This is a genomic window from Streptomyces sp. AJS327, from assembly GCF_013450295.1.
Classification (GTDB): domain Bacteria; phylum Actinomycetota; class Actinomycetes; order Streptomycetales; family Streptomycetaceae; genus Streptomyces.
This window is the reverse complement of record NZ_SKBR01000003.1, coordinates 609,679-632,674: the sequence shown is the minus strand read 5'-3', so window position 1 is coordinate 632,674 and position 22,996 is coordinate 609,679. Positions and strand designations below refer to the sequence as shown.

Annotated in this window: 18 protein-coding genes; 10 read left to right on the top strand and 8 right to left on the bottom strand. The window is 73.2% G+C overall.

Annotated elements, in window-relative coordinates; genetic code table 11:
- Positions 1 to 69: 69 nt before the first annotated feature.
- Entirely contained in the window at positions 70 to 1,704 is a 1,635-nt protein-coding gene (gene dacB / locus E0L36_RS19880) for a D-alanyl-D-alanine carboxypeptidase/D-alanyl-D-alanine-endopeptidase (protein WP_180930479.1), read from the bottom strand.
- A 146-nt stretch (positions 1,705 to 1,850) separates the two neighbouring features.
- Here dacB and E0L36_RS19875 point away from each other — a divergent pair, with 146 nt between their 5' ends.
- Positions 1,851 to 2,345: an inorganic diphosphatase gene (locus E0L36_RS19875; RefSeq protein ID WP_180930478.1), complete on the top strand. Its 495-nt coding sequence runs from the start codon at positions 1,851 to 1,853 to the stop codon at positions 2,343 to 2,345.
- Between the two features lie 146 nt (positions 2,346 to 2,491).
- On the opposite strand, the gene E0L36_RS19870 is transcribed toward E0L36_RS19875, so the two are convergent.
- The 4 genes from E0L36_RS19870 to E0L36_RS19855 all read right to left on the bottom strand — a co-directional run bounded on the left by E0L36_RS19870 (position 2,492) and on the right by E0L36_RS19855 (position 8,290).
- Positions 2,492 to 4,183, bottom strand: a complete 1,692-nt coding sequence (locus E0L36_RS19870; RefSeq protein ID WP_180930477.1) for a threonine/serine exporter family protein — start codon at positions 4,181 to 4,183, stop codon at positions 2,492 to 2,494.
- Positions 4,184 to 4,768: 585 nt separating this feature from the next.
- On the bottom strand, positions 4,769 to 5,527 hold the full coding sequence (locus E0L36_RS19865) for a MerR family transcriptional regulator (RefSeq protein WP_180930476.1): 759 nt from the start codon (positions 5,525 to 5,527) through the stop codon (positions 4,769 to 4,771).
- 407 nt (positions 5,528 to 5,934) lie between these two features.
- Positions 5,935 to 7,392 carry an aldehyde dehydrogenase family protein gene (locus E0L36_RS19860; RefSeq protein WP_180930475.1) on the bottom strand — a complete coding sequence of 486 codons (1,458 nt, stop codon included), beginning with the start codon at positions 7,390 to 7,392 and terminating at the stop codon, positions 5,935 to 5,937.
- A gap of 58 nt (positions 7,393 to 7,450) precedes the next feature.
- A complete protein-coding gene (locus tag E0L36_RS19855; RefSeq protein ID WP_180930474.1) occupies positions 7,451 to 8,290 on the bottom strand; it encodes a helix-turn-helix transcriptional regulator in 840 nt (279 codons plus the stop codon).
- A gap of 361 nt (positions 8,291 to 8,651) precedes the next feature.
- On the opposite strand from E0L36_RS19855, the gene E0L36_RS19850 reads away from it, so the two are divergent.
- On the top strand, positions 8,652 to 9,188 hold the full coding sequence (locus E0L36_RS19850; protein ID WP_180930473.1) for an ATP-binding protein: 537 nt from the start codon (positions 8,652 to 8,654) through the stop codon (positions 9,186 to 9,188).
- 638 nt (positions 9,189 to 9,826) lie between these two features.
- On the opposite strand, the gene E0L36_RS19845 is transcribed toward E0L36_RS19850, so the two are convergent.
- On the bottom strand, positions 9,827 to 10,066 hold the full coding sequence (locus tag E0L36_RS19845; RefSeq protein WP_180930472.1) for a DUF397 domain-containing protein: 240 nt from the start codon (positions 10,064 to 10,066) through the stop codon (positions 9,827 to 9,829).
- A gap of 840 nt (positions 10,067 to 10,906) precedes the next feature.
- Between E0L36_RS19845 and E0L36_RS19840 the strand changes: the two genes are divergently transcribed.
- Together E0L36_RS19840 and E0L36_RS19835 are read left to right on the top strand one after the other, a co-directional pair.
- Complete coding sequence (locus E0L36_RS19840; RefSeq protein ID WP_180930471.1) at positions 10,907 to 12,931, top strand: ABC transporter ATP-binding protein; 2,025 nt, start codon at positions 10,907 to 10,909, stop codon at positions 12,929 to 12,931.
- A gap of 247 nt (positions 12,932 to 13,178) precedes the next feature.
- The gene (locus tag E0L36_RS19835; protein WP_180930470.1) at positions 13,179 to 14,204 is read left to right on the top strand and encodes a rod shape-determining protein; all 1,026 of its coding nucleotides are present in this window, start codon (positions 13,179 to 13,181) and stop codon (positions 14,202 to 14,204) included.
- A gap of 217 nt (positions 14,205 to 14,421) precedes the next feature.
- On the opposite strand, the gene E0L36_RS19830 is transcribed toward E0L36_RS19835, so the two are convergent.
- On the bottom strand, positions 14,422 to 14,886 hold the full coding sequence (locus tag E0L36_RS19830; RefSeq protein WP_180930469.1) for a Crp/Fnr family transcriptional regulator: 465 nt from the start codon (positions 14,884 to 14,886) through the stop codon (positions 14,422 to 14,424).
- Positions 14,887 to 15,119: 233 nt separating this feature from the next.
- Here E0L36_RS19830 and E0L36_RS19825 point away from each other — a divergent pair, with 233 nt between their 5' ends.
- The 5 genes from E0L36_RS19825 (at position 15,120) to E0L36_RS19805 (ending at position 19,856) form a co-directional block, all read left to right on the top strand.
- Positions 15,120 to 15,332, top strand: coding sequence for a DUF2277 domain-containing protein (locus E0L36_RS19825; RefSeq protein ID WP_180930468.1), 213 nt, complete (start codon positions 15,120 to 15,122; stop codon positions 15,330 to 15,332).
- Positions 15,333 to 15,458: 126 nt separating this feature from the next.
- Complete coding sequence (locus E0L36_RS19820; protein ID WP_180930467.1) at positions 15,459 to 16,763, top strand: DNA polymerase III subunit delta'; 1,305 nt, start codon at positions 15,459 to 15,461, stop codon at positions 16,761 to 16,763.
- A 155-nt stretch (positions 16,764 to 16,918) separates the two neighbouring features.
- Positions 16,919 to 18,505 (top strand): alpha/beta hydrolase, encoded by a 1,587-nt coding sequence (locus E0L36_RS19815; protein ID WP_180930466.1) that lies wholly within the window; start codon positions 16,919 to 16,921, stop codon positions 18,503 to 18,505.
- 221 nt (positions 18,506 to 18,726) lie between these two features.
- Complete coding sequence (locus E0L36_RS19810; RefSeq protein WP_180930465.1) at positions 18,727 to 18,951, top strand: hypothetical protein; 225 nt, start codon at positions 18,727 to 18,729, stop codon at positions 18,949 to 18,951.
- Complete coding sequence (locus E0L36_RS19805) at positions 18,948 to 19,856, top strand: DNA methyltransferase (protein ID WP_180930464.1); 909 nt, start codon at positions 18,948 to 18,950, stop codon at positions 19,854 to 19,856. The genes E0L36_RS19810 and E0L36_RS19805 overlap by 4 nt, the downstream gene beginning before the upstream one ends.
- 40 nt (positions 19,857 to 19,896) lie before the next feature.
- On the opposite strand, the gene E0L36_RS19800 is transcribed toward E0L36_RS19805, so the two are convergent.
- Positions 19,897 to 21,099: a hypothetical protein gene (locus E0L36_RS19800; protein ID WP_180930463.1), complete on the bottom strand. Its 1,203-nt coding sequence runs from the start codon at positions 21,097 to 21,099 to the stop codon at positions 19,897 to 19,899.
- Positions 21,100 to 21,391: 292 nt separating this feature from the next.
- On the opposite strand from E0L36_RS19800, the gene E0L36_RS19795 reads away from it, so the two are divergent.
- Positions 21,392 to 22,981 (top strand): MFS transporter, encoded by a 1,590-nt coding sequence (locus tag E0L36_RS19795; RefSeq protein ID WP_180930462.1) that lies wholly within the window; start codon positions 21,392 to 21,394, stop codon positions 22,979 to 22,981.
- Positions 22,982 to 22,996: the final 15 nt, after the last annotated feature.

Genomic DNA, 22,996 nt, shown 5'->3' with positions numbered 1-22,996 from the left:
AGGGCGGACGCCCGCCGCGACGGTCGCCCCGCGGGAGCGGCGCCGGGCGGGCGAGGGATCCGCCGGCGGTCACTCGCCGTCGCGGCAGCCGCAGTTGGCCAGGGCCGAGGCGAGCCGGTCGAGGGCGGACTGGGCGTCGTTCCGGTCCTTCGTCTCCTCCGCCATGAACGCGAAGGCCAGCAGCCTGCCGTCGGCATCCACCACCGTTCCGGCCAGGGTGCTGACGCCGCTGAGGGTGCCGGTCTTCGCGCGGACCAGGCCGGATCCGGCGCGTCCGCGCTCGCTGGCGTACCGGTCGTCGAGGGTTCCGGAGAAGCCGGCGACGGGCAGCCCGGTCAGCAGTGGCCGCAGTTCCGGGTGGTCCGGCCCGGAGGCGCGCACCAGGATCGAGGTGAGCAGCGCCGCCGAGACCCGGGCGTCGCGGTCGAGTCCGCTGCCGTCCGGGAAGCGGGCGCCGTCGAGCGGCAGGTCGAGCCGGGCCAGCCGGGCGCGGACGGCGTCTGCGGCCCCGTCGAACGAGGCGGGCTCGCCGTCGGCCAGCGCGGTCTGCCGGGCCAGCGCCTCGGCGATGTCGTTGTCGCTGTGCGTGAGCATCCGCTCCACGAGGTCGGCGAGGGGGACGGAGCGGTGGGTGGCGAGCTTCGTGGCCCCCTTCGCCGCCGACCGGGACCGGGGCTCGCCGCGGACGTCGAGCCCCCGCTCGGTCAGCTCCTTCGCGAAGGCCGTCGCGGCGTCCCCGGCGGGGTCGGAGCCGCGGGGGCCGGGGCCGTGGGGGGCGCTCTCCCCGGCGCCGCCCGCGCCGGGGCCGCCGTCGCCGGGTCCGCCGGACTCCGGCGGGTCGTCGAGCCGTCCCTGGTCGACCATGAGCGGGGTGACCGGTGCCAGGTTCTCGTTCGGGCCGATGGGGTGGGTCTCGGGGCCGCTGTACCGGCTGGTGTCGTAGCCGAGCGAGATCCGCCGGACGCCGCGCTCGCGCAGTTCGCGGGCGGTGTCCCCGGCGAGCTTCCGCAGGTCGGCGGAGCTGAGGACCGGGTCGCCGCCGCCGGTGAGCACCACCTCGTCCGGTTTCGGTCCGGCCCACACCGTCGTCTCGATCCGGTGGCCGGGGCCGAGGGCGCTGAGCGCCGCCGCGCCGGTGGCGAGTTTGACGGTGGAGGCGGGGGTGACGGCGCGGTCGTCCTCCGAGGAGAAGAGCTTCCGTCCGGTGGTGCCGTCCACCACGGAGGCGCCGCGCCGCGGGCCCAGGGCGTCCTTCTTCAGCAGCGGCTCCAGCGCGTCGGCCAGGGCGGTGCCGGTGGGCGGCGGGACCCCGTCCGCCTTGCCGCGCAGCGGAGCGGTGCGTTCCGATCCGGGGCCGAGTTCGGGGAGGACCAGCGGGGCGCGCGGGGCGGGGCCGCCGGCCCGTGTGCCGTCTCCGGCATCTCCGGTGTGGAGCACGCCACTTCCGTCTCCCTGCCGGGTCGCCCAGGCGCGTTCGGCCGTACGCTGCCCTGAGTCCCAGGGGCCGGTGGCGGTCACCACCGTGATCGCGACGACCAGCCCCACCCCGGCGGACGACGTGGTCAGCCGGGCCGTCTGGCGCTGCGCCGGAGTCAGCGCCCGCCAGTGCCGCCGGGCTCTGCGGACCAGGCGCCGCCGGTGCGCGTGAGCCGCATGGTAAGCGCGGATGGCGGCGTCCCGCATGTCAGCAGCGGCGTCCCGCATCCCGACCAGCCCCTTTCGCGAACGCCTGCGCGTATGAGGGACACTTAATCACCAGAGTGAAGAATTCTGGGGGACCCCCCAGAGCCACGAGAGCTGACGGTCCGCGCGAGCGGCTGAGCGACCTACGAGCAACGGAGGAGCCTCCCTTGGAGTTCGACGTCACCATCGAGATCCCGAAGGGCTCGCGGAACAAGTACGAGGTGGACCACGAGACGGGCCGCATCCGGCTGGACCGCCACCTGTTCACCTCCACCGTGTACCCGGCCGACTACGGCTACATCGATGGCACGCTGGGCGAGGACGGCGACCCGCTCGACGCGCTGGTGCTGCTGGAGGAGCCGACCTTCCCCGGCTGCCTGATCAAGTGCCGCGCCATCGGCATGTTCCGCATGACGGACGAGGCGGGCGGCGACGACAAGCTGCTGTGCGTGCCCGCCTCGGACCCCCGCATGGAGCACCTGCGGGACATCCACCACGTCAGCGAGTTCGACCGGCTGGAGATCCAGCACTTCTTCGAGGTCTACAAGGACCTGGAGCCCGGCAAGTCCGTCGAGGGCGCCGACTGGGTCGGCCGCGCGGACGCCGAGGCCGAGGTCGAGGCCTCCATCAAGCGGCTGGAAGCGAGCGGCGGCGGTCACTGAGCCGCGGGCGTACGCCCCCGCCCGTGCGGAGCCAGCACCCCGGTGCCCGGCCCGTGCGGACGGGGGCGCACATCTGTCCGTGGCCGGGGACGCCCCGTTTGGTTCGGGGGCGGCCCCCGGGTGAACGGTGCCGGGGACGCGGCGGGTCAGAAGCCGCGGGTGCGCTTGGCGGCCCGGCGGCCCGGCAGCGGCGTCTCCACCCCGGGCGTCTTGATGAACAGGCGGGCCAACTCGCCGCCCAGGTTCACGCCTATGGCGATGGCGAGCGCCAGGGCCACGGCCGTCGCCAGCTTCGCGATGCCCTTGTCCATGTTGCCCTGGGCGATGTTGAGCAGCCCGAAGTACGTGGCGCTGCCCGGCAGCAGGGGGCCGATCGCCGCCGTGATGTACGGCAGCGAGGACGTCCACTGGTAACGGGACATCAACTGGCCGAAGAGGCCGACGAGTCCGGCGGCGGCGACCGTCGAGGGGACCGGGTCCAGCCCGCCCGCGTGGTGCAGCGTGCCGAAGACCAGCCACGCCACCCCGCCGTTCAGCGTCGCCAGCAGCACGGTGTGACGTTCCTGCTGGAGCAGTACGCAGAAGGCCAGCGCCAGCAGCATCGCGGCCAGCAGCTGCGTCACCGGGCGCTCCCGGCCGGTGACCACGTCCGGCACCAGCTGCGCCTCCAGCTCGGAGCCGACGTAGAGCACCAGCAGCACACCGCAGACGATGCCGACGATCAGGTAGATGACCTCCAGCAGCCGCGCGGCCGCCGTGATGTAGAAGCCGGTCAGCCCGTCGTGGACGGCGGCGACCAGCGCTCGCCCGGGGATCAGCGCGAACAGTCCGCCGGTGATGACGGCGGCGGCCATCGCCTTGGAGGTCTCGGTCGCCGGGGCGATCAGCACGAAGGCCACGCCCATCGCGGCGGGCGGCATCGCGGCGGAGACGAACTGGTAGAACTCCGGCAGTCCGCGTCCGGCGGCCAGCCAGGCGAGCCGGTCGCCGAGCATCGCGCCCAGCGCCGCCAGCACGAACACCAGGGTGTCCCCGCCGACGAGCAGCGAGGCCGCGCCGGACAGCGCCCCGCTGGCGACGGTCAGCGCCCCCTTGGAGTACGGGTGCCGGTTACGGCGCATCTCCGCCAGCCTGCGGTACGCCTCCTCCAGCGAGACATCACCCTGCGTGATGTCCGCGATGAGCCGGAAGACCCCGGCGAGGCGGGTGTAGTCGGTGCCGCGCCGTCGCACCGTGCGGCTGAGCGTCACCGGGTCGTCCACGAGGGAGGGCTGGTGGGTGATGGAGATCAGGGTGAACGTCACGGTGGGCTCGCAGCGGTCCAGCCCGTAGGCGTGGGCCACCCCGAACATCGCCGCCTCCACGTCCTCGGCGCCCTCACCCCCGGCGAGCAGCAACTCGCCGATACGAAGCGTGAGGTCGAGGACGCGGGGCACGCCCGGCCCCGGACTGGCGGCGTCCCCCTCTTCCGGAACGATCCGCTCCGGAGCCGGGCGCTCGGCCAGCGGCATCCGGACCATGGTGCGCATCCGGTCCTGCCAGGGAGCACCCGGCCTGGTCAGCGCCGTCAGGACGGGGATGCCCTCGGGCGGGGTGAACGCGCTGCCGTGCTCGTGCGGGAGCGGTCGCGTCAGCCCCTCGGGGACGGCGAACTCGGAGGTCGGGTGCTCCTCCTCCGGTACCGGCGGCAGCGGCACCCCGAGCGGTGGCGTGAAGGCGCTGTGCGCCTCGTCGGACAGCGGCTTGGCGTCCTCCGGAGCGCCGCCGGGGCCCCCGTTCTGCGAGGTCGTCCCAGAACGATCCGCCGTGCCGCCGTCCCGCTTCGGCTCCCCGACCACTTTCTGTCCACTCCTCACCTGCCCGGCCAGCGTGCGCACCGCTGACCGGGCGAGCCGCGGCCGGCGCCGCCCCACGCGACGCGCCCCACTGTCCGATGCCCAGTCCGGGAGGCGGGCTGCCGAACGATCCGGGGCATGGCCCGAAATCGCTGCATGACACAGCCGCTCCGTCCGGAAGCATAAGGCGCACCGGCCTCGTACGCCTGATCGGGACCGGTCAACCGGGGAGCCCCGGTGACCGGCTGCGGAACGCCCCGCGCCGCACCGCTGAACAGGCCCGATCGGGCCCGGCTGGGCGGCCGCCCCGCGGGCCGCGCGGGCGGCCCCACGGGGCGTCAGCCGACCGCGTCCGCACGGGGCGAGAGCGGGGCGGGTGAACCTGCCGGGGAGAAGGTGGAGTGGAGTGGCGCCGAAGGGCGCTCGGGCACCCGGGGCGGGCTCGGCGGAGGCCGAGCCGACGGGCGTCGCCCCGGCACGTGACCGGCGCGCCCGCGCCCGGTGCCCGCGCCCCGCGCACCCCCGGCCCACAGCCTCGGCACGGGACACGGGACTCGGGACAACGGAGCCGGGCGCCCGGGTCGCGGCTCAGCTGGCGCGCGCGGCGTTGGCCACGATGGCGTCGCGCAGGTACCGGGCCAGCCCCGGCCGGATCGCCTCGTACGTCGCGGTGAACCGCTCGTCGGCGACGTACATCTCGCCCAGGCTGACGTGCATGGCGTGCGAGCAGTCGTAGCTGGTCCGGCTCAGGAAGCTCCGGTGCGCCTCGGCGGCGTCCGTCGCGGCCCGCCCGTCGGCCGGTTCACCGGCCTCCATCAGCTCCGCGACCCGCTGGTGGAGGGCGTCGAACTCCTCCTTGACCCGTTTCCAGTCCTCCTTGGTGTAGGCGGCGGTACGGCGCCGGCTCTCCCGCCAGGCGTCGCTGCCGCCCCAGCGCCGTTCGGCCTCCGCCGCGTACGCGTCCGGGTCGAAGTCCCCGAAGACCTCGAACTTCTCCTCGGGGGTCAGGCTGATGCCCATCGTCCTCGCCTCCATGGTCCGTTCCACGGCGGCGGCCATCTCCCGAAGCCGGTCGATGCGGGCGCTCAACAGCGCGTGCTGCCGCCGTAGATGCTCGTGGGGGTCCGCAGCCGGGTCGTCGAGCAGCGCCGCGACCTCCTCCAGCCGGAAGCCCAACTCCCGGTAGAACAGGATCTGCTGGAGCCGGTCGACGTCGGTGTCGGTGTAGCGCCGGTGCCCGGCGCCGGTGCGCTCACCGGGCACCAGCAACCCGATGTCGTCGTAGTGGTGCAGCGTGCGCACCGACACCCCGGCGATCGCCGCGAGTTGGCCCGACGAGTGGCTCACGTTCCCCCCTGCGCGGTACTGCCACGGCGGTCGCCGTGACGGGTCCAGCCTGTCCCCTCACGTGACGTGAGGTGCAAGCCCGTCCGGACCGGGACCGTGCGGGCGGCCACGGGGTGCCGAACGACGGGCGTGCGGGCGGGAGTCGCGGCGGTCGACGGTCCCGAGACGGCCGGGGCGGCCGCGCGTACGGGGAGCGCGGGGCCGTGGGAGGGGGGCCGGGGCGTCGCGCGGGATCGCGGGCCCCCGACCGGGCACGGCGGCGGACGACGAGGCCATCGGGCCGCGCCGCGAGGGGAGTTGGGGAACGAGTGATGTACCGCGTCGAGGACGGTGCCGGGGATCGCCCGGGTTGGTGGAGCGCGGTGCCGCGGCTTCCAGGCCGGGTGCGTACGGCCTGGAAGCCGGCGTCAGAAGGGGAAGCCGCTGCGGCCGTGCTGGATGGAGATCCACTTGGTGGTGGTGAACGCCTCCACCATCTGCTCTCCGTTGAGCCTGCCGAGGCCGGAGTGCTTCTCGCCACCGAACGGGACGATCGGCTCGTCCGCCACCGTCGAGTCGTTGACGTGCATCATGCCGCTCTCGATACGCATCGCGACGGACACCCCGCGCTCGATGTTCGCGGTGTGCACCGCCCCGCCGAGGCCGTAGGGGGTGTCGTTGGCGATGCGGATCGCCTCGTCCTCGCCGTCCACCGGGACGAGCAACGCCACCGGCCCGAAGATCTCCTCCTTGAGCAGCGAGGAGTCCTCCGGCAGCCCGGTCAGCACCGTGGGCCACACCAGGTTGCCCTCGGTCTTCCCCCGCACGAGGGCGATCGCGCCCTCGTCCAGCGCCTGGTCGACGAGGGCGCCGACGCGCTCCGTCTGCCGGGAGTTGATCAATGGGCCGATGTGGGTGCTGGGGTCGGCCGGGTCCCCGACGGTCAGCCCCCGCACCTTGTTCGCGAACTTCTCGCTGAAGACGTCCACCACGCTCCGGTCCACGATGATCCGGTTTGCGGCCATACAGAGCTGGCCGTGGTGGATGTACCGGGAGAAGACCGCCGCGTCGACCGCGTAGTCGATGTCCGCGTCGTCGAGGACGATCAGGGCGCTGTTGGCGCCGAGTTGCAGTATCACCCGCTTGAAGTTGTTCGCGGCGACGGTGGCGACGTGCCGCCCCACCGCGTCGGACCCGGTGAAGGAGATCACCTTGGGCACCGGGTGCTCTATCAGCGCGTCGCCGATCTCGGCGCTGTCCGTCATCACGACGTTCAGCAACCCCCCGGGCAGTCCGGCCTCCTCCAGCACCTTCGCGATGAGCGCCCCCCCGCAGACGGGGGTGGACTGGTGCGGCTTGAGCACGACCGCGTTGCCCAACGCGAGTGCCGGGGCGACGGACTTGAGGGAGATGAGGAAGGGGAAGTTGAAGGGGGAGATGACGCCGACGACCCCGACCGGCAGCCGGTAGACGCGGTTCTCCTTACCGTCGATCAGCGAGGGCGCGATCCGGCCCTCCGCACGCAGCGACAGCTGCACGGCCTCGCGGAGGAACTCCTTCGCCAGATGGAGTTCGAACGCCGCCTTCAGCCGGGTGCCGCCCAGTTCGGCGATGATCGCCTCGGTGATCTCCGCCTCGTTGTCCTCGACGATCCTTATCGCCCGCTCGAAGACGAGCCGGCGCGCGTAGGGGTTCGTCTCCGCCCACCCCCGCTGGGCCCGCTCGGCGGCCCGGTACGCCTGGTCGACCTCTTCCTCGGTGGCGACGGTGAGCGAGGCGAGCTTCTCACCGTTGTAGGGGTTGAAGTCGATTATGTCCCAGGAGCCACTTCCTGGTCGCCACTCGCCATCAATGTACTGAAGCGCCAAGTCCGTGAAGTAGGACATGCCATTCCTTCTGGGGGGTGGAAAGGTGCCGCTGATGCGAGGTCATCTTACGTGCGCACTAGCGGAGTTGGCGGATCTCGTGTAGCAGGTCACGCGAACGTTCGGGCGAGGCTGCGCCGTTGACCAGCCGGTCGAGCACCTGGTCGTACTGTGCCACCTCATCCCGCTTGTCCAAGTAGAGCGCGCTGGTGAGCTGTTCGAGATACACCACGTCGTTCAGGTCCGACTCGGGGAAGCGGAGCAGGGTGAAGGCACCGCTCTCGGCCGGGTGACCGCCCAGCTCGTAGGGGACGACCTGGATGGTCACGTTGGGCTGCTCGGAGATCTCGGCCAGATGCCGCAGCTGGCCCTCCATGACGGAGTGGCTGCCGAACGGCCGGTGCAGCACCGCCTCGTCCAGCACACAGAGGAACTCCGGGCCGTTCTCGTCGGTCAGCAGCCGCTGGCGCTCCCTGCGCAGCGCCACCCGCCGCTCGACCTCCTCCTCCGGGATGTCGGTGCGGTGACCGGTGGTGACCACGGCGTGGGCGTACGCCTCGGTCTGGAGCAGTCCGTGCACGAACTGCACCTCGTAGGTGTTGATGTGGGAGGCCGCGCCCTCCAGCCCCACGTACGTCTGGAACCAGCCGGGCAGCACGTCGCTGTAGCGGTGCCACCACCCGGCGATGCTCGAATCGCGAGCCAGGCTCAACAGCGGCTCGCGATCGGTGTCTTCCGTTACTCCGTAGAGCGTGAGCAGATCCTCTACGTCTCGCGCCTTGAAACTCACGCGCCCCAGCTCCATCCGGCTGATCTTGGACTCGGAAGCCCGAATCGAGTATCCAGCGGCCTCCCTGGTGACGCCGGACGCCTCCCGGAGCCGCCTCAACTGAGACCCGAGCAGGATGCGCCGCACCATGGAGCCGCTTGACCCACCTGAACCACTCGCCCCGTTTGTCACGCTTGACACGCTACTGACGCTGCTTGCCGGTTCTGCCGTCATTCCGATCAGCCCTCCACCCCTGCTCGAAGGGAAGTGTGCCACTTCCGCGTTCCGTTGCGTGCCCGTGCGGTTACACACGATCGAAACTCTCCCGTGCACGTGCATCTGCCCTTGCATCTGCCGAGGGCATTGGGAACCATGGGGATCGCACAAGTGCACCCAGTGCCAAAGGCGTTGGGGGGTACCGAGCACTGTGACGCGAGATCTGTCCAGAGGAGCACGGCCAACAGGATCCACACAGGATCATCACTGCCGCGAACGCCAGGAGTGGCTCGTCATGGGGACCGAGGGATCGACGGTACTTGAGCCGTTACAGGGGCTCCCCGTACTCGACGCCACCACGGTCTCCAGCTCAGCGTCGTGCGCGCTGCCCCCACGCTACGAAGCGGTGAAGAGCGCCCGGGAGTTCACCCGGTGCACGCTACAACGGTGGGACCTCAGCGAGGCGTTCGACAGTGTCACCCTGGTCGTCTCCGAGCTGGTGACGAACGCCCTGCGGCACGGACTCCCCCCGGTCCGGGGGACGTTGCTGGAGCCACCGGTGCGGCTCCACCTGATGCGCTGGTCGGCGCGCCTGGTGTGCGCCGTGCGCGACCCGAGCGCGATCGCCCCGCAGCCCCCGGCCCCGCCGGAGAGCGCCGGAGGGGAGGACCCCTTCGCGGGCTTCGCCGCCGAGTCGGGGCGCGGCCTGCACCTGGTCAACTCCTTCAGCGACGCCTGGGGTTGGCACCCGCTGACCGGCGGTTCCCCGACACCGGGCAAGGTCGTCTGGGCCCTGTTCCGGTTGGGCACCCACGAACCACGCACCCCGTAGGGCCGCCTGGGCCCGCGCCCCGGTACCCGTGGTGGCGGCCGGACCCCGCTGGGCGCTCCCCGGCACCTCCGGGCGCCGCCGTCGGCACCGGGCTCCGTCACCCGTTCCGGTCCCCCATCCGTCGTCCCCCTCTGACAGTGGCCCACCGTCAGGGGCCGACGGCGGGCGCCCCGGACCACGGACCCCGGCGGCGCCACCACGCCACGGTTCCCCACCCGCGCCCACCGACTCCCCCAACCCGCGTCTACGACAGGGCACTCAGGCCGACGGCCACGGAACACGGCCGCGTCCACCAGGGGTTGGGTCAGTTCACGTCCGCCTCCGGGTGGCACGCGCCCTCGCCCGCCCCGGCGACGGCGGGTCCGCGCCCGGCGGCTCACCGGGCGCCTCGGACGCCGGTACGGGACCGGCGGCCGGGGCGGGGCCCGTCCGGCGGACGACCGGTGCGCCGCGTGGCGCGGTGGTAAGGGGTATGGAGGGCGTAGAAGAAGGGGCCCCGCGCGCGGACCGTGCCGATCCGGCCCCGGGGCGCGAGGACCGAGGACCTCGCCCCGCCGAGCGCCCACCGGCCACGGACGGCCGGAGTGGCCACGGCGCCAGCCCGTGCGGGCCGGTCGCGCGCGAGGGGTCCGCGCGGGTCAGTCGTGCGCGAGGTAGTCGAACTCCCCGTCCTTGATACCGAGCAGCATCGCCTCGACCTCGGCGGTCGTGTAGACGAGCGCCGGTCCGTCGGGGAAGCGCGAGTTGCGAACCGCCACGTCACCACTGGGCAGTTTGGCGAACTCCACACAGGTGCCCTGTGAGTTGCTGTGCCGGCTCTTCCGCCACTCGACCCCCCGGAGGTCCCTGGCGGCCATGCCGTTGTACGCGTGAGGCACTTGGATCTCCCGGGTCAGAGCTGTGGGGGGTGGGGTCAACAGACCGGTGATCTGTCAACTGGCCCGGATCATAGCTTCGTTCAGGTGCTGATGCATGTGCGGATGCACGTGCACGACCCCCCGTCGTGAGGCCATCACAGCCGGTCAAAGGCGGGTCGCTGACGGCTGCTTCCCCATCACCTCGTGTGGTGAGACGGCCCGTTCGGCGGATTCGTTCCCTCCCCAACCACCGTCCGCACCCGTGGAGTCCGGCCCACCCGACTCGGGCTCCGCACCCGCCCCTGACAGCACTCGCCGCCCAGCGAATACGACCGAGAAGCACCGCACGCGACGACTTGACACCGGACCGAACGGGCCTCACCCGGTGGACGCGCACCTCCGGAGCCACACGTCCACCCCGTAGGACGCCGCGCTACCCGCTTTTACCTCCGGCATGCGTCAACTGATCGCACATTCGGCATAGTTGGCGGGCACAGACCTCTGGCACGGGCCACCGGCACCCGACCGTGGCGCGTGCTCGCGGCACTCCGGCCCCGCTCCGGTCCCGCGCGCGGACCACGGAACCCCCTCGCCGCCACCGCCCCGGACACCGCCCCACGCCGGGAGGTCCCCATCCCGTCTCACGCTCCGGCGCGTTCGTACCGCACGGCGGAGAGCGCCGAAGCCCCCCAAGGGGGAACGGGGAGAGGACGGGACGAACGGGGAGGCCGGGGAGGGTAGAGGAGGGGCGGGACGAAGGGGGCGGCGGGCGGCCGGGAACGTGGTTGACTTCAAGTTGCCTTTAACTTTTACCTTCGTCTCCTACCACTACGCGGCACCCACCTCCGAGAGGCCACCGCCATGAGCATGGAAATGACCGCCTGGAACGCGCTGTACAACGCGAGCCACGCCAAGCAGGACCAACGCCCCTTCTCCCGGGAGGCGGTGCGCCGCATCCTCACCTTCGCCCGGCGGCACCGGCGCAAGATGCTCTGGTTCCTGGCGCTCAGCAGTCTGCTGGCCGGGCTCACCGTGGCCACCCCCCTCCTCGCCGGAGAGGTGGTCGACCGGATCGTGGGGGGCTCCGCCACCTCGACCATCCTCCAACTCGCCGGTCTCATCGCGTTGATCGCGGTCGCGGAGGCCGTCGTCAGCATCTTCACCCGATGGCTGTCCGCGCGCATCGGTGAGGGCCTGATCCTGGATCTGCGCACCGCCGTCTACGACCACGTACAGCGAATGCCGGTGGCCTTCTTCACCCGAACCCGGACGGGGGCCCTCGTCAGTCGGCTGAACAACGACGTCATCGGCGCACAGCGGGCGTTCAGCAACACACTCTCCCAAGTCGTCAGCAATCTGGTCACGTTGCTGCTGACCCTCGGCGTGATGCTCAGTCTCTCCTGGCAGATCACCCTGCTCACCCTGGTGTTGCTGCCGCTGTTCATCCTGCCCGCGCGGCGGATGGGCGCCCGGCTGGCCCGCCTGGAGCGGGAACGCGCCAATCACAACGCGGTGATGAGCACCCAGATGACCGAGCGCTTCTCGGCTCCCGGCGCCACCCTGGTCAAGCTGTTCGGCCGCCCCGAGGAGGAGTCCGCCGAGTTCGAGACGCGGGCCCGCCGGGTGCGGGACATCGGGGTGCGCACCGCGATGGTCCAGCACCTGTTCATCACCTCGCTCACCCTCGCCTCCGCGCTGGCCCTCGCCCTGGTCTACGGGCTCGGCGGCTTCTACGCGCTGCGCGGTGCCCTCGAACCGGGCTCCGTCGTCGCCCTCGCGCTGCTGCTCACCCGGCTCTACGCCCCGCTCACCGCGCTGGCCACCGCCCGGGTCGAGGTGATGAGCGCGCTGGTCAGCTTCCAGCGGGTGTTCGAGGTGCTCGACCTGAAGCCGCTGATCCAGGAGAAGCCGGACGCCGAACCGGTGCCGGACGGCCCCGTCTCGGTCGAGTTCGACGGCGTCAACTTCGGCTACCCGGCGGCCGACAAGGTCTCCCTGGCCTCGCTGGAGGAGGTCGCCACGCTCGACACCCGGGGCGGCGAACAGGTGCTCCACGACATCTCGTTCCGCGCGGAGCCCGGTCAGATGGTGGCGCTCGTCGGCTCGTCCGGCGCCGGGAAGTCCACCCTCGCGTCCCTCGCGCCCCGGCTCTACGACACCGACAGCGGCGCGATCCGCCTCGCCGGCAAGGACGTTCGCGACCTCCAGTCCGCCTCGCTGCGCGGCGCGCTCGGCATGGTCACCCAGGACGGTCACCTCTTCCACGACACCATCCGCGCCAACCTGCTGCTGCCCCGTCCCGAGGCGACGGACGAGGAGATCTGGGACGCGCTGCGCCGCGCCCGGCTCGACGGACTCATCGCCGGGCTGCCCGACGGGCTCGACACCCTCGTCGGCGAGCGCGGCTACCGGCTGTCCGGCGGGGAGCGGCAGCGGCTGACCATCGCCCGGCTGCTGCTGGCCCAGCCGCAGGTGGTGATCCTCGACGAGGCCACCGCCCACCTCGACTCCTCCTCCGAGGCAGCCGTCCAGGAGGCACTGGCCGAGGCGCTCCAGGGCCGCACCTCGGTGGTCATCGCCCACCGGCTGTCCACCGTGCGGGCGGCCGACCAGATCCTCGTGATGGAGCAGGGGCACATCGTGGAGCGCGGCACGCACGCGGAGCTGCTCGCGGCGGGCGGCCGCTACGAGGAGCTGTACCGCACGCAGTTCAGCGAGGGCGGCGACGCCGGTCCCCGGCCCGAAGCGGCCGGGACAGCGCGGCCCGAAGCGGCCGGGACAGCGCGGCCCGACGCGGCCGGGACAGCGCGGCCCGACGCGGCCGGGACGGCGCTGCCCGACGGGGGCGCCTCCGGGGACGAGCGGCTGACCCCGGCGGCCGACTGACCGGGCGGGGCGCGGCGGCCGCACCCCGCCGCCCCCGGCACGGCACGCGCCCGCCCCTCCCCCACCCCCTCTCCCGCGTCCCCCGCGCCCCGTCCCGCCGGAACCCGATCGGTCCCCGGCGGGGTGGGGCGCCGCCCGTCCGGTCCAGCCCAGCGCGCGAGACCGGCGCACCACGCTCACGATGATCGCGGGGGCCGCCTGATGTGCGGTCCGGCCCGCCCTCGTCTACGGAAGGAACCGATCCGCCGTGAGCTCCACCCTTGATGACCTGCGCCGCTGTTCGGTCGCCGTCGACCTCGGCGCCTCCCGTACCCGGATCTTCGTGAAGCAGCAGGGGCTGATCGTCGACGAACCCTCCACGGTCGCGGTCAACACCTGTTCCGGGGCGCTGATCGCGGTGGGCACGGCGGCGGCACGGATGGAGGGCCGGACCCCCGCGCACATCAGGGTGGTGCACCCGGTCGCCGGGGGCAGCGTGATCGACATCGACATGGCGCGCCGGATGGTGCGCGCCTTCATCGGCAACAAGCTGCGCGGCCCCTGGCGCCGCAAGGCGCTGCTGCGGGCCGCCGCGACCATCCCGCACGGGGCGGACCCGCTCGCCCGGCGCGCGACGGTGGAGACGCTGACCGGCGTGGGCGCCCGGCGCGTCGAGCTGGTCGACGCGCCGACGGCGGCCGCCGTCGGCTGCGGGCTCCCCGTCGAGCAGCCGGAGGCCACCATGATCCTGCTGTGTGGGGCGGCGAGCACCCAGGTCGCGGTGCTCGCGCTGGGCGCCACCGTCTCGGCCGGGACCGTCGGCCTCGGCGGCGAGACGATCAGCGCGGCCATCGTCCAGCACGTCCGCGACCGGCACGAGTTGCTGCTGCCCAACCAGGCGGTCCGCCCCCTCCACCTGGCCCTGGGCGACGCCGACCACGCGACGGAACGCGCGGAGGTGTACGGCCGCGACGTCATGACCGGGCTGGTCCGTACCGTCTCGATCGCCCCCGAGGACGTGCGCGCCGCCATCCGCACCCCGCTGACCGGACTGGTCGACGCGATCCGCGCGGTACTGCACCAGTGCCCGCCGGACCTCGTGGCCGACCTGGCCGAACGCGGCATGGTGCTCGCCGGGGGCAGCGCGGCCCTTCCCGGGCTGGACGAGCAACTGCGCCAGGCCACCGGGATGTCGGTGCACGTCGCGGACGAACCCGAGCTGAGTGCGGTCCACGGGCTGGCCGCGCTGGTCGAGTCCCAGGTCCGCCCCCTGCACACCGCCCGCGTCATCTGAACCGTCCCTGGAACGCGGTCAGTTGGCACACACGTACGTCGTCCGAACCGTGCCCGGGGCACGACCGGTTGGGGGACACGTGTTCCGGTCCGCCTCGAACCCCGGTCATGTCGGCGTCGGTTGGACATCCCCGGTTCCCACGGACTCGGCGGATCCCCAACGAACCCCGGGCTGGCCCACTCGGCCCCCGGCGGCCCCGACGGGCCCCGACGGACGTTCAGTCGGGATGGTCGCCGTGTGAGGAGTACGGTCCGAACAGGTCGATCAGGCGCGTCCGCGAGCGCTGGAGCCGGTGCCCGATCACCCCGGCCACCGCCCTGGTGAGCGCCAGCCCCAGCTCCTTGTCCTGTTCGCAGAGTTCGCGCACCGGCTGCGCGGGGTACTCCACGGCCCGCACCGGGCTGGCCGCCACCGCGCTCAGCTGCCAGGTGTACGGCGCGAACAGCCAGGACCAGCCCAGCAGTTCGCCGTGCCGGACGCTGTCGATGACCACGTGCCGCCGTCCCGGCACCCGCATCTCCAGGTTGACCGCGCCGGTGTGCAGGATCCAGAAGCGGTCCGCCCGTCTGCCCTCCTCGAAGATCCGCGTGGAGACCGCGAAGGACACCTCCTGGCCCAAGCCGCGCAGCTCCGCACGCTGCGCGGGGGTGAGCGCGTCGAGAAATCCGGTCAGTGACGCCATAGTGACTCCATGGGTCCGCAGCGCTCCGGGGCCGCCATGAGGTGCCATGGGGCGCACGGGGCGCTCCACCCGCGCTTCCACGCTACGCCGCACCCCGCACCCCGGCGACCGCGCGCCACCCCGCCCCTCCTCCCGCCCGCTGCCGGGGACTCCCGCTCCCGGGGACTCCCGCTCGCTACCGGGGCGTGTGGCCGTCGCCGGGCGCTGTCGGTGGCCGGTCGTACGGTGGACGCATGTGCAGAAACATCAAAACCCTGCGCCCGCCGTACGCCGAGGCCGTGACCGGGGAGGACACGCGCGCGGCGGCCCGCCAGTACGTCCGCAAGGTGTCCGGGTTCCGCGAACCGGCGGCCCACAACGCCGAGGCGTTCGAGCGCGCCGTCGACCGCGTCGCCGCCGCGACCGACGAGCTGCTCGGCGCCCTGGTGGTGCGCGGCAACGGCTGACCCCCTGTCCGTCCCGTCCCCCACGCGCCCGCTGGCGGGTGTGGGGGCGGAGCGGTGGGGGCCCCGGCGGCGTAGCGCAGAATGGGGCGGGCCCGAGGAGCCCGCGCACGGATAAGGAGTACGGCCATGGCGGTCTGGGACGACCTGGTCGGCCAGGACCGGGTGACGGCTCAGCTGAGCGCCGCCGCCCGGGCCGCCGACGCGCTGGTCACCGGCGCCGCCGAGGCGCGCTCCGACGCGCCCGCGCCGGAGGGTTCCGGTCCGGGACCGGAGGGTTCCGGCCCACCGTCCCCGGGCGCCACCCCGGCGCCGGGCGGGAGCGGCTCGGCGATGACGCACGCCTGGCTGTTCACCGGCCCCCCCGGCTCCGGCCGCGCGACCGCCGCCCGCGCCTTCGCCGCCGCCCTCCAGTGCGTCAGCCCGGACCGGGCGCTGGGGGGCGCGCCCGGCTGCGGCTTCTGCGAGGGCTGTCACACCACCGTGGTCGGCAGCCACGCCGACGTGGAGGTGGTCCGCACCGACCTGCTGACGATCGGCGTCAAGGAGACCCGCGAGCTGGTCCGCCGGGCGCAGCTCTCCCCGGCGGGCGGACGCTGGCAGGTGATCGTGCTGGAGGACGCCGACCGGCTCACCGAGGGCGCGGGGAACGTCCTGCTCAAGGCGGTCGAGGAGCCCGCGCCCCGCACCGTGTGGCTGCTCTGCGCCCCCTCGACGGAGGACGTGCTGCCGACCATCCGCTCCCGCTGCCGCGCCCTCTCGCTGCGCACCCCACCGGTGGAGGCCGTCGCGGACCTGCTGGTCCGGCGGGACGGGATCGAGCCGCCCGCCGCGCGGGCCGCCGCCCTCGCCACCCAGGGACACATCGACCGCGCCCGGCGGCTGGCCACCGACGAGCGGGCGCGCGCCCGCCGGACCGCCGTGCTGCGCCTCCCGGAGCGGGTCGCCGACGTGGGTGAGGGGCTGAAGGCCGCGCAGGAGCTGCTCGACGCGGCGGCGGAGGACGCCCGGGAGCTGGCCGAGCAGCGGGACGCCCGGGAGACCGAGGAGCTGCGCGCGGCGCTCGGCGGAGCCGAGGGGAAGCGGATGCCACGCGGTACGGCGGGGGCGATGAAGGAGCTGGAGGACCGGCAGAAGCGCCGGGCCACCCGCACCCAGCGGGACTCGCTCGATCTCGCGCTGACCGACCTGACCAGCTTCTACCGGGACGTTCTCGCCTGCCAGCTCGGCTCCTCCGCGGCCCTGGCGAACGCGGACGCCCAGGACGCGGTGCGCCGGGCCGCCGGTGGCTCCCGTCCGGAGGAGACGCTGCGCCGGATCGAGGCCATCCTGGACTGCCGCCGCGCGCTGGACCGTAACGTCGCGCCGCTGCTGGCGGTCGAGGCGATGACGATGGCGCTGCGCGGCCCCGACCGGTCACTGAGCAGTCACTGAGCGGTCGCTGACCGCGTGTCGGGTGCCCTGGCCGTCCGTGGCCTCGCGCGCTGGCCGGTCCGGAGGGTGTGCCGCGCCGACCGGCACGGCGAGCCGCCCGCGCACGGGTCTCGTGGATACGCTCCGGGGATCTGCCGCGATCCCAGGGATGGTCCATGGACTCCAGGTGTCTGTTCCGCGTCACCGGCGCCGCGCTCGCCGCCACCGCCTTGCTGGTTCCGGGCTGTTCGGCGGGGAGTTCGGACGGTTCCGGTGGGAACTCCGCCGCCTCGACGAACGGCCGCGCGGGCGGCACCGCCGCCCCGCTGGAGGCGCTGCCCGAGGCGGTGCCGGAGGAGCTGAAGCCGTACTACGCGCAGCGGCCGCGCTGGCGCTCGTGCGGTCTGGCGGACTTCGAGTGCGCCACCCTCAAGGCTCCGCTGGACTATGACAAGCCGGAGCGCGGGAAGGACGTCTCCCTCGCCGTGGCGCGGCAGCGGGCCAGGGACCGCACCAACCGCATCGGCTCGCTGCTGGTCAACCCCGGTGGACCGGGTGGCTCGGCCATCGAGTTCGTCCAGCAGCAGGCGAGCCAGGCGTACCCGCCGGAGGTCACCGAACGGTACGACCTGGTGGGGGTCGATCCGCGGGGGGTGGCCCGCAGCGAACCCGTGAAGTGCCTGACCGACGAGCGGATGGACGCGCACACCGCCGTCGACCAGACCCCGGACTCGCGGGAGGAGGTCGAGAAGCTGGTCGCCTCGTACAAGAGCTTCGCCAAGGGCTGTGAGCGGCGGTCGGGGGACGTGCTCGGGCACGTGTCCACCGTCGACTCGGCCCGGGACATGGACATGGTCCGCGCCGTGCTAGGCGACCGGCGGCTGAACTACGTGGGCGCCTCCTACGGCACCTTCCTCGGCGCCACCTACGCCGGGCTCTTCCCCCAGCGGTCCGGACGGCTCGTGCTGGACGGCGCCATGGACCCCTCGCTCTCCGCCCTCCAGCTCAACCGTGACCAGACCCGGGGCTTCGAGACCGCGTTCCGCGCCTTCGCCAAGGACTGTGTGAAGCGGGCGAGTTGCCCGCTCGGCACGGGCGACGCCGACTCCGCCGGCGAGCGTATGAGCGAGCTGCTGCGGCGGATCGACGAGCGCCCGCTCCGTACCGACACCGACCGCCGCCTCACCGAGTCCCTGGCCACCACCGGCGTCGTGCAGTCGATGTACGACGAGGGCGCCTGGCCGGGTCTGCGCGAGGCGCTGAAGTCCGCGCGCGAGGGCGACGGCACCCCGCTGCTCGAACTCGCCGACCAGTACAACGAACGCGGGCCGGACGGCTCCTACGGCAACATCATGTACGCCAACTCGGCCGTGAACTGCCTCGATCTGCCGCCCGCCTTCTCCGGGCCGGAGGACGCGGAGAAGGCGGTGGCCTCCTTCGAGAAGGCGTCCCCGGTCTTCGGCCGCGGCTTCGCCTGGGCCGCGCTGAGCTGCACCTACTGGCAGCGCGAGCCGACCGGTGAACCGCACCGGGTCGTCGCGAAGGGGGCGCCGCCGATGATCGTCACCGGCACCACCCGCGACCCGGCCACCCCCTACGCCTGGGCCGAGGGCCTGGCCGGTCAGCTGGCCCCCGCCCGGCTGCTGACCTACGACGGCGACGGGCACACCGCGTACCTCCGCGCCGGGGACTGCGTCAACCGCGTCATCGACACCTACCTGCTCAGGGGGACGGTCCCCGCCCGGGACACCACCTGCGACTGACCCTCTCCCCGCCTCCGGCCCGGACCTCCTCCACCGGGCCGGAGGCCCCATCCCCCGCCCGCCGGGCCCGAACCCGCCCGCCGCGCGGGGGAGTTGGCCCACGGCTCCGGAAGCGTCCGGGGCGCGCGGCCTTCCACGCTCCCCTCCCCCGCCCCCACGGCCTCGTTGACACCGGGTCTCATTATTGACGTCCAGACGTCAAACCCGGTACGGTGCGCGGTATGGCAGCACGGCTGAAGCCTGGACAGGTCCGGGACGCGATCACCGATTTCCTCCGGGGCCTCGGCCCGGGCGACGCCAGCGTCGCCGAGATCCAGCGGGCCGTGACGGAGCGCCTGGGCCGCGAGGTGCCCAGCTCGTCCGTCCGCTCGTACCTCAACAAGAACACCCCGGCGTCCTTCGCGCGTACCAGCCGTGGCCGCTACCGGCTGGAGGGCGCCGAATGACCGCGGTACAGATGGAGTTCGGCCTGCCCCGGCCCGTCTTCACGCACGGCCGAGCGGTGCTCTACCAGTCCGACTGCCTCGACTGGCTCCAGTCCCAGCCGCCGAACTCGGTCCACGCGGTGGTCACCGACCCGCCGTACGGGATCGTGGAGTACTCCGAGAAGGAACAGGGCAAACTCCGCAGCGGGCAGGGCGGGGTGTGGCGTATCCCGCCGACCCTGGACGGCCACCGGCGCTCCCCCCTGCCCCGGTTCACCACGCTCAGCGCGCGCGAACGGGAGGCGCTGGGCGAGTTCTTCCACCAGTGGGCGAAGGCACTGCTGCCGGTGCTGGTTCCCGGGGGACACGTCCTGGTCGCCTGCAACCCGCTCCTGTCGTACCGCATCACCACCGGCATCGCGGACGCCGGGCTGGAGCGGCGCGGGGAGATCGTCCGGCGGGTGATGACGATGCGCGGGGGTGACCGTCCGAAGAGCGCCGAGGAGGAGTTCTCGGACGTCACGGTGATGCCGCGCTCCATGTGGGAGCCGTGGCTGCTGTTCCGCAAGCCCTTCGAGGGGACGGTGGCGGAGAACCTGCGCGCCTGGGGCACCGGCGGGCTGCGTCGCGTCAGCGCCGACCAGCCCTTCGGGGACGTCATCGAGTCGGCGCCCACCCGTCCGCCGGAGAAGAGGCTGGCTCCGCACCCCAGCCTCAAGCCGCAGGCCTTCCTGCGGAAGGTCGTGCGGGCCGCGCTGCCGCTGGGCGAGGGCGTGGTGCTGGACCCCTTCGCCGGTTCCGGGTCGACGCTCGCCGCCGCCGAGGCCGTCGGGTACCGCAGCGTCGGGGTGGAACGGGACCCGAGCTACGTGGAGATGGCCTCGAAGGCCATCCCGCGGCTGGCCGACTTCACCGTCAAGTCCTGAGCGCCGAGGGGCACATGGCCTTTCGGTCGGGCGGGGGCGCTCAGCGCTGGTGCGCCGCCGCCCCGTCCGGCGCCGGGAACAGGACCGGCTCCGGGGACGGAGCCGGGACCGGGGCGGTGGGCTGCCCGGGGACGGGCGTCGCGGGTTCACCACCGAGCGGGACGCCGTGCTCGGCGCAGAACTCCCGGAAGCGGCCAAGCAGTTTCGGGCTGCGCTGCACCACGGCGAGGTAGTGCAGCAACTCCTGTACGGCCAGCCGCTGTTTGGGCAGGTCCCAGTAGGCGACGTTGCTCTGCATCCGCTCCCGGTCGAAGGCGAGTATCTCCCGTTCCCGGAGCCAGTCGACGGCCTCCGGGGTGAAGGTCAGCGCCAGGGCGACGGCGGTGGCGTTCGGCCAGCGGTCGAGGTGCTTCACGAACTGGTGGAACTGGTGGAGTTCCGCCTCGGTGATGTCCATGTCCTTGACCTCGACGGTGAGTTCGAGGGTGTCCCCGATCCAGCCGTCGACGTCGCCCGCGGACCCGACCCGCGCCGAGCCGGAGCCGACCTTGTGCACCCGGAGGGTCACGTTGGGGCTGTCGGCGCGGTAGTAGGCGTAGGCGAGCCCCTGGAGCACCGATCCGGCGGGCTCTCCCCTACAGGTGTTGGGGAAGTGCCGGATGAGGTACTCGAAGGGACGGATCTCGCGGCGCTGCCCGGAGCGTCCGCGCTGCTCCTCCAGGGCGAGCACCTCGGTCCAGAGGAGCTTCGCGAGCTGGGTCCGCTCGCCGGGGGACATCTCGCAGATGACCTCGAACTCCCGGCGGTGCTGCGACCACGACTGGGTCGCGTGTGGCGCCGAGTTGGGGTAGCCGATACGCAACAGGCCGCCGAGGATGGCCTGTTCGACCGCGTTGTAGTAGGTCCGCAGCGAGATGGAGTGCTCGGGCGGGCCGAGCGTCAGGGTGTTGAGCCGCTTGCCGTTGGCGTAGAACTCGTGCGGCGGGTGGACCTCGAAGACCCCCGGCAGCGACTCGGCGCCCTCGTGCCCGAGCAGGTCCTCGGCCACCCCGACGTAGGCGAGCAGCACGCCCAGCAGGTAGCCCCGCCGCCGGTTGCGTTCACGCAGCTCCAGCACCTCCCGCACCCGGGGGCCCGGGTGTTCGGGGTGCGGCCGGCCGGCGAAGCCCTCCGGCAGCCCGAGGCTCGCCTCGTAGGTGGCGAGCGGCGGGTTCCCGCCCAGTCCGGGCGCTGAGTTCGGCATACCGTCATGCTAACCAGCGCCCGGGCGGCGCCGACCGACCGTGGCGGGCCCCGGAACGGGACGCGCCCGGGACCACCACGGCCGGGCGCCCGGAACCCCGGCCTCCGCCACCGGGGTTCCGGGGCCGCCCGGCGCGCACCGCCTCGGGGGCACCCCGGAACCTCGAACCGAACCGGTGACAACTCCCGGGTCGTCCGGGCAAGGTGTGAGACAGCACGGCGAGGTACGAAGAACGCCCCACAGGGCGGCAGGAGTTGCCAGGAAACGCCGCATCGGGGCGCGAAGAGGGGATATGACGGGCAAGCGCATCACAACCCCCTCATCCCGGTCATCCCCGTTATCCCGCCCCCTGCCGACCTCCGAAGAGCGCCGCCGCGCACGCCGGTTCAACGGTTTCGCCGCCGCCTACGCCGTCTCCGTATACGGCAACTACCTGAGCCTGATCGCGCTCAGCCTGTTCTCGTACGCCGTGACGGGCAGCGCGCTCGGGCTCGGTCTGCTGATGGCCCTCCGGCTGTCCGCCGGGATGGTGGCGGGCGGCGTCGCCGGAGGGCTCGCCGGGCGGCGTGACCGGCGCACCATGATGGTGGTCTCCGACCTCGGCCAGGCGGCGGTGATGCTGGTCCTGGCGGGCACGGGAGAGGGCGCGCCGGTGGCGCTGGTGGGCGCGGTGGTCGTCGTCCTCGGGGTGGGGAACGCCTCCTTCAACGTGGCGCTGCGGACGGCGGTTCCGGTGATGGCGGGGCACGACCAGCGGGTGCGCGCCAACGGGCTGCTGGTGACGGCCCGTTCGTTCGCCACCGTGCTCGGCTTCGCCTCGGCGGCGCCCATCATCGCCGTCGGTGGCTACCGGGTGGCCTTCGCGGTCAACGCACTCAGCTTCCTCGTCTCGGCCGGGGCGCTGCTGGTGCTCCGCCCCCGCACCAACCCGGAGAAACCCGAGGTCCCAGGCCCCGGGGACCCCGCGGACCCCGGGGCACCCGCGCGGGAGCGGCGGTCGGCGGGCGGGGGCGGGCCCAAGGCGCGTACGGAGAGCGGCGAGGGCCGACGGCGGGAGGCGCGCCAGCTGGCGGTGTTGCGGACGCTGCCGGTGCTGCTGCTCGCGATGGTCGCGCTGCGGGGAGCGGACGCGCTCGGCTCCTCCTCGCACAACGTGGCGCTGCCGGTCGCCGCGAACCTCGCGCGGCCGGACAGCCCGGCGGTGCTGATGGCGCAGTTCTGGGCCGCGTGGGCGATCGGCAGCGTACTGGCCCACCAGCTCACCACCCGGTTGGCGAGACGCTCCGAACACCTCCTGGGGGAGCGGGCGTTCGCCCTCGGCACCTGCGTGATGTCGGTGTCCTTCATCGTGGCGTTCACCGGTCTGCCCACGCCCGCGCTGGTCTGCGTCGCGATGGTCGCGGGGCTGGCGGACGGCTTCACCGACATCGCCTACACCTCCCGCCTCCAGACCCTCCCGGACGAGCGGCGGGGCCGGGTGTTCGGGCTGTCGGTCTCGGCGGAGACCACCGGGTTCGCGCTGGGCACGCTGGCCGCGGCCGCCGCGCTGGAGGCGCTGCCCACGCTGGCCGTCGTCGGGATCTTCCACGGCGCCGCGCTCTGCGGAGCACTGACCTTCCTGGTGTTCCTCGCCGCGCGCAGCCCCGGAGGGGACGCCCAACTCGTCGGCCACGAACCGGAGATGGACGCCCCCGACGGGCGGATCGTCCCGGATGAGGCCGGTCCCGGCCGGGCGGCCGGAGCCGCGACACCACCGCCGGAGCCCGGTACGGGTCCGTCCGGCACCACCCCGGGGGACGCCATCTCCCGTCCCCCGCACACCGATCCGGGCGGCGCCGACGCGGCACCCGGCGGGGCGGGACCGGCGGGGCGCCGCCGGTAGAGCAGCGAACGTGAC

Coding starts and splice junctions, on each gene's coding strand:
- E0L36_RS19810 (WP_180930465.1), top strand. CDS start 18,727: ATGGCAGCACGGCTGAAGCCTGGACAGGTCCGGGACGCGATCACCGAT.
- E0L36_RS19815 (WP_180930466.1), top strand. CDS start 16,919: ATGGACTCCAGGTGTCTGTTCCGCGTCACCGGCGCCGCGCTCGCCGCC.
- E0L36_RS19850 (WP_180930473.1), top strand. CDS start 8,652: ATGGGGACCGAGGGATCGACGGTACTTGAGCCGTTACAGGGGCTCCCC.
- E0L36_RS19840 (WP_180930471.1), top strand. CDS start 10,907: ATGAGCATGGAAATGACCGCCTGGAACGCGCTGTACAACGCGAGCCAC.
- E0L36_RS19855 (WP_180930474.1), bottom strand. CDS start 8,290: ATGGTGCGGCGCATCCTGCTCGGGTCTCAGTTGAGGCGGCTCCGGGAG.
- E0L36_RS19820 (WP_180930467.1), top strand. CDS start 15,459: ATGGCGGTCTGGGACGACCTGGTCGGCCAGGACCGGGTGACGGCTCAG.
- dacB (WP_180930479.1), bottom strand. CDS start 1,704: ATGCGGGACGCCGCTGCTGACATGCGGGACGCCGCCATCCGCGCTTAC.
- E0L36_RS19805 (WP_180930464.1), top strand. CDS start 18,948: ATGACCGCGGTACAGATGGAGTTCGGCCTGCCCCGGCCCGTCTTCACG.
- E0L36_RS19830 (WP_180930469.1), bottom strand. CDS start 14,886: ATGGCGTCACTGACCGGATTTCTCGACGCGCTCACCCCCGCGCAGCGT.
- E0L36_RS19795 (WP_180930462.1), top strand. CDS start 21,392: ATGACGGGCAAGCGCATCACAACCCCCTCATCCCGGTCATCCCCGTTA.
- E0L36_RS19860 (WP_180930475.1), bottom strand. CDS start 7,392: ATGTCCTACTTCACGGACTTGGCGCTTCAGTACATTGATGGCGAGTGG.
- E0L36_RS19825 (WP_180930468.1), top strand. CDS start 15,120: ATGTGCAGAAACATCAAAACCCTGCGCCCGCCGTACGCCGAGGCCGTG.
- E0L36_RS19800 (WP_180930463.1), bottom strand. CDS start 21,099: ATGCCGAACTCAGCGCCCGGACTGGGCGGGAACCCGCCGCTCGCCACC.